The following is a 6,208-nucleotide window of genomic DNA, read 5'->3' as shown; positions in this document are numbered from 1 at the left end:
TTATAAAACAAAACAACCCCGCCAAATCAATGGCAGGGTTTAATAACCACTTAAGTTAAATAGATTTACATATTATCTCATGGCGCGTTTCAGGATGCGGTCACCTTGTTTATTAAAGTATTCCGCAGATTCTTCAACAGATTTCTGACCATAATCGATATATTGGATTGCATCTCGGAACAATGAAACGATTTGCGGGTCATCAAAGTATGGTGACGTTTTCATTTCATGTGGCAGTTCTAATGCCATATTTAAACCAGCAACAGATGGGTCTTCATCTTTAATTACACCGCTGGCACGCAGTTGAGTTACCGCAGTCTTACTCAGTGGCACACCACGCTCTAAGCCCATAGCATCAACACCTTCTTTGCTGTTAAGCAGGAAGTTGATGAGCATGGCACTTTCTTTAGGATACTTAGTCGATTTACCAATAGAGAGCATTTGAGCAGGTTTAAAGAACAGACCTGCATCTTTTGCCTCTGGCAACATCGGATAAGGGCCAAGTATCAATTTTGCTGGTTTAGTCAGGTTATCGGAATACTTAGTAATGGTGGAGTTCCACATATAAGTACCACCCCATTCACCATTAATCCACGGCTTCATTTCGTACATATTGCTTTTGCCGAATGATGCATAGTATTTAGTGGATGGCATTACATGGTTATCAACCATTTTCTTATACATAGTAAAGAACTCAACCCACTGTTCTGGTGTATAAGCAAACTTTTTATTAGCTTCATCGATAGTCGGGGTGTTGTATTTTTGTGTCATATAAGAGCGAATTAATGCCAGAGTATCCTGGTGCTCTAATACCACAGGGTAATATTGGTCACCCAGTTTTTCTTTAAATACTAAACCTGCTTTAAGTAATTCGTCCCACGTTTTAGGATACTCTAAACCAGACTTAGCCCAGGTCGCGTCATTAAAATAGAAAATACGCGCTGTCACTGAAATCGGGATACCGTTTAATTTGCCATTAACGGTAGTCTGTTGCAGTTCTTTCGGATCGAATTGAGCCAAATCCAACTGCTCTGACACTTTATTTAAGTCATAGAAGCCAGTGCCGTCTTTGGAGAAGATGGGCAACCAGTTCCAGTTTGTTTGCATAACGTCAGGTTCAGTTCCACCCGCAATTTGCGTCGTCAGACGAGAAAGGTGACCGTCCCAGCCAGTGTATTCTGCTTTAACATTAATATTTGGGTGCTGCTTGTGGAACTCTTCCAGAGCCTTAAGTGTCATTTGATGACGCCCATTGCCCCCCCACCATGACATGCGTAGGTTAACGTCATCCTGTGCAAAAGCCTGATGTGATAATAAAGCCAGAGTGGATGCTATCAGCGTGTGTAGGATCGCTTTTTTCATTGGGTACTGCTCCTGTTAAAGAGAGATATTTTTTTCTGTTTTTGCATCAAAGATATGGCATTTATCCATATCAAATTGGAAGTACACGGTGCGATGCAGGCCACTTTCAATAATTGGCCGTGCTTCATCAGACGGTAAGCGACAAGTCAATTCAAAGTCGTCAACCTTGATGTATAAGAAGAATTCATGCCCCATGTTTTCCACACGAACTAATTCACCTTGCGAATGGTTATTGGCAAAGGGTTGTTGTGACATGCGAATAAATTCTGGACGTACACCAAAGAACACTTTCTCTCCGGCATGGGCGGCCACTTTGGCTTGCTGCTTTTCACTCAATACCAGGGTGTACTGGCCAACTGTCAGGCCAATCTGCCCCTCTTTTTCTACCAGCGTACTCGGTTTGATGTTCATTTCCGGTGCGCCAATAAAACCTGCAACAAACATGTTGGTAGGGAAGTGGTAGAGATTATCCGGGGTATCAACTTGCATGATATGGCCCAGTTTCATTACACAGATTCTGTCACCCATGGTCATGGCTTCGGTCTGGTCATGGGTAACATAAACAGTTGTTGCTGCTTTGCCGCTTTTTTTCAATTGCTTATGCAAATCTGAGATGCGGATACGCATTGAGGCACGCAACTTGGCATCGAGGTTCGACAACGGTTCATCAAACAAGAAAACATCAGGTTTTTTCACAATCGCCCGGCCTACTGCCACACGTTGTGCCTGGCCACCTGATAACTGGCGCGGCAGTCTGTCCAGCAGGTCTTCCAGCTCCAGAATTTTGGCCGCTTCTGCGACTTGCGCTTCAATCTGATCTTTTGGCAGCTTGCTCAGTTTCAGGCCAAAGGCCAGATTCTCTTTCACTGTCATGTGCGGATATAACGCATAGTTCTGGAACACCATGGCAATACCACGTGATTTAGGTGCCAGATTATTGACCACCCGATCACCAATTCGAACTTCGCCATCACTGATGGTTTCCAGACCTGCCAGCATGCGCAGAGTGGTGGATTTAGCACAGCCTGATGGACCAACAATAACCATAAACTCGCCATCATGGATTTTCAGATCAATGCCATGAACCGCGCGGAAACCGTTGGAGTAAACTTTGCCTAATTTATTGAAAATGACTTCAGCCATGATAAATCCTCTATTAACCTTTAATTCCGCTGCTGGTTACGCCTTGCACGAAGTAGCGTTGAGCCAGGAAGAAAACAATGATGGACGGCAGAATGGAGATGCTTGCCATTGCCAGAATTTCGTTCCACGGTGCGCCTTCGGTGACGTCGATAGACATCTTCAGAGCCAGCGCTATCGGGTACTTATCTACGCTGTAGACATAAATCAGTGGGCCGATAAAGTCGTTCATTGACCACATAAACTGGAACAGTGCGACAGAGATAATGGCCGGCTTCAAGATTGGCACAACCACATACCACAACACCTGTAGCGAGTTACAACCGTCGATCTGTGCCGCTTCTTCCATATCACGTGGTACACCACGCAGGAACTGAATCAGCATGAAGACGAAGAACCCTTGGGTGGCGAAGGCCGTTGGCAAATAAAGTGGTAAGTAGCTATTCAGCATGCCCATTTCACGGAACATGATGTATTGCGGAATCAATAACACAGTACTTGGCAGCAACATGGTGGTAATCAATGTTGCAAACCAGAATTTCTTCCATGGGATCTCAAAGCGTGCGAAACCATATGCCACGATAGTGGAAGAGATAATAGTCAGAATGACTTTCGGGATTACAAACTTAAAGGTGTTAAGCATGTAGTGACCGAAGTTATATTCAGTACCGGTTTTCCAACCATTAACGAAACCATCACTGGTTGCGTTTTCTGGCCATAATCCTAATGTGGTGAAAATTTCATTATTGGGTTTAAACGCCGCAGAGAACATCCACAGCAGCGGATAAAGCATCATCAGACCGACAATAATCAAAATGATGTAGCGGAAAGCAGCACTGACTTTTGCTTTGCGTTCTGTGCGGCTAATTTCCGCATTAGCAATTTCCTGCGCCAGATCTAATTTCTTCTGGTTGGAAGTTTGTTGTACGTCAGTCATTTTTTCCTCCTTTATCGGCGGAGTAGAAGACCCAATATTTAGATGATTTAAATGCAATTGAGGCGAAGAGGGCGACTACCAGGAATAATACCCAGGCCAGTGCAGCACCGTATCCCATATCAAAGTATTTAAACGCGGTATCATAGATATAGAGCGAGAATAAATACGTATAGTGAGTTGGCCCACCGTCGGTAATAACGTACGGCGCGGTAAACTCTTGGAACGCCTGCGTGGTTTGCATAATAAAGTTAAAGAAAATAACCGGCGTGATCAGTGGCACGGTAACTTTCATAAACATTTGCCATTTAGAGGCACCATCAATCATGGCTGCTTCATATTGTGACTGCGGTACGTTCTGTAATGCAGCCAGGAAGATAACCATGGCGGAACCGAACTGCCAGACACGCAGTAATGTCACGGATGTCAGCGCCAGCGCTGGTTCTCCCAACCAGTTGATGGCATCAAACCCGAACACGCCAATAAAGCTGTTTAACAGGCCATCAATGGCAAACAGGGCACGCCATAACACGGCAATTGCAACGCTGCTGCCGAGGATTGATGGAATATAGAAAGCAGTACGGAACAGGCCAATACCGCGTAATTTAAAGTTCAGTACAAAAGCGATCCCTAGAGCAAATGCCAGTTTTAAAGGAATAGTCAGAAAAACATAAGCGAATGTAACGCCCATGGATTTCCAGAATAAATCATCTTCAAGGAACATATGACGATAATTCTCGATCCCGTTAAATACGGGAGGGTTCATTAAGTCATACTCAGTAAAACTGAGAAAGAAGGATGATACAAAGGGGAAAGCCGTAAATATTATCAACCCGAGTATATAAGGTGATAAATAGGCTAACCCCAGCATTCTGTTTTCATTCATAATGCTTACCTATTTTTAATAACATGAAAGATAAATAAAATTACTGATTCAAAAGCGTCGGATAAATAAAATCAATATCATACAGAGTACGGTTTTCCCCGTTTACCCGATAATCTCCATGAATGTAACCACCATTGGTAATAAATTGAGGCATAGCAGCAGACTTATTTTGTTTTGCTGCAATTAAGGCCAATATTGCTAATGCAATTGGATTGTCGATACGGAAATAACGGTGTTGAGCCGATTCAACAAACAGGCCGCGATGGTAATGTTGTTTAAATAGTTCATCGCCAACTTGCCAGGCTAATTCAAATAATCGGCTACATTGGCAGTGCTCTGCCAGTTCAATTAAGGCCAACAATAGGTGTGCAGTGGCAGCAGGTTTTTTACCCACCATCAATGATGCCCGGCGTTTTTGTTTGTTCAATTCAGCAAACTGCCAGCGGTGCAGTAACACACCAATCAGATCCAGCAGCTCTTCATCTTCACTCAAACGCCAGGCGCGAACTAATGGCAGCAAATAATCAACATCTAATGGGAATGGCGAAATAACCGTACCTTTGGCGCCATAGTAACCATCCCGCTGCAATACATAGCCGCTCATGTCTTGTCCATCGTTCCATAACGGGCGCAATGTATTGCTCTCAACGTTATAAGCGAAACGATAGTAGTTCTTTAAGCCATCAATAACCCATTGCAAGACTTGTGCATCGGGTTGTTGGCGCAGGATATCTAACATCGCCAATGGGTTATCAATCAGTAGCGGCCGCATATCGCGAAACAGCACATTAGCTTCGCGAGCAATGTCACCAAACTCTGGACCAAACTGGCGTTTGGCACGATCGCCATACCAAGATTGGGTCTGATTATCGTCCGCCGGGATAGGGCGACGCTGTTGTGGCGAACTGAACTGATAAACCGGTAAACCGGTTTCCGGGTTACGGGCTAATACATATTGGCGATAGAGATGTTTCCCCCAGGCCGCAGCGGCGATATCACCGGTATATTCAGCATATTTGTATGCGGCATAAATCAGGTCAGTACCCGCATTCACAAAGGTCAGGCCTTTGGTTTCAGGAAGGCGTGGTAAGTCAGTAGGGTTAACCACATCGCGGCGAGCATGGGTAAAAACATGTGGGTCGCGTAACTTGTCGTAGCTACCGTGGCGGCCCAGATCCAGCGTTTGCCAATCCTCTACATGGGCGTGCCAAAAACCCTGTAAGAAATTAAGTGTTTTTTCCCGGTCAACAGTGACCAAAAAATCGTAATAGGGCAGATGATGTTTCAGTTCATGTACTTGCGCTTTTGATTCTGGCCCTTCGGTCGTTAATGTATCCAGATTGAGGAAACGATGGCCGCCCCAGTAAAACAACCCGCTTTGCTCATGAACGCCACGGTGCATAAAATAGCTGCTTTGCACTCGTGCTTGTTGGTGATATTGCGGATCCTGAGTCACCAGACTGAGGGCATCCAATGTCCGCAGCCAGTTTTGCTGACTGGCAAAATTAGATATTGGTGTATTGTGGCCATCAGGAAATTCCCATACGACCGGTTGATGTGTCAGCACATCAAAGCCATCAGCTAGCAGGGGGGTAGGGTTTTGGTTGCTATGGCCAATAGACTGGACCAGATCAACATAGCTGCGAATAGCGCTGAGCCAGTTAATCATCATTGCGTCGCTGCCTTTAATGTTGCCTACAAAATCCATTGCCATAACCCCATCATCGAACATCAGGATAGAACCGGTTTAAGGTTCCTTATAAATAGAAACGTCGTTTCACAATCTATTATATTTGTATTTACTGACGAGTCATTGAGCGAATGACAAAAGTGTGATCGGAGTCGGAACGTTGTTTTGAATTTTTTATTTTTGCGCTTTTGGCAGA

5 protein-coding genes are annotated in these 6,208 nt (G+C 44.5%); all 5 read right to left on the bottom strand.

What is annotated here, in order from left to right; translation table 11 throughout:
• Positions 1 to 72 precede the first annotated feature (72 nt).
• The 5 genes from V2A85_RS21330 to V2A85_RS21310 are packed head-to-tail and all read right to left on the bottom strand — an operon-like array spanning position 73 to position 6,030.
• Positions 73 to 1,362, bottom strand: coding sequence for an ABC transporter substrate-binding protein (locus tag V2A85_RS21330; RefSeq protein WP_083158665.1), 1,290 nt, complete (start codon positions 1,360 to 1,362; stop codon positions 73 to 75).
• A 15-nt stretch (positions 1,363 to 1,377) separates the two neighbouring features.
• Positions 1,378 to 2,505, bottom strand: coding sequence for an ABC transporter ATP-binding protein (locus V2A85_RS21325; protein WP_083158666.1), 1,128 nt, complete (start codon positions 2,503 to 2,505; stop codon positions 1,378 to 1,380).
• Positions 2,506 to 2,518: 13 nt separating this feature from the next.
• A complete protein-coding gene (locus V2A85_RS21320; protein ID WP_083158667.1) occupies positions 2,519 to 3,439 on the bottom strand; it encodes a carbohydrate ABC transporter permease in 921 nt (306 codons plus the stop codon).
• Positions 3,432 to 4,322 (bottom strand): carbohydrate ABC transporter permease, encoded by an 891-nt coding sequence (locus tag V2A85_RS21315; protein ID WP_019210193.1) that lies wholly within the window; start codon positions 4,320 to 4,322, stop codon positions 3,432 to 3,434. Before V2A85_RS21315 ends, V2A85_RS21320 begins: the two co-directional genes overlap by 8 nt.
• A gap of 40 nt (positions 4,323 to 4,362) precedes the next feature.
• A complete protein-coding gene (locus V2A85_RS21310; RefSeq protein ID WP_420072296.1) occupies positions 4,363 to 6,030 on the bottom strand; it encodes a pectate lyase in 1,668 nt (555 codons plus the stop codon).
• Positions 6,031 to 6,208: the final 178 nt, after the last annotated feature.

Source organism: Yersinia sp. 1252 StPb PI, assembly GCF_048593885.1.
Lineage (GTDB): Bacteria > Pseudomonadota > Gammaproteobacteria > Enterobacterales > Enterobacteriaceae > Yersinia > Yersinia enterocolitica_E.
This window is presented reverse-complemented; position numbering and strand designations above follow the sequence as displayed.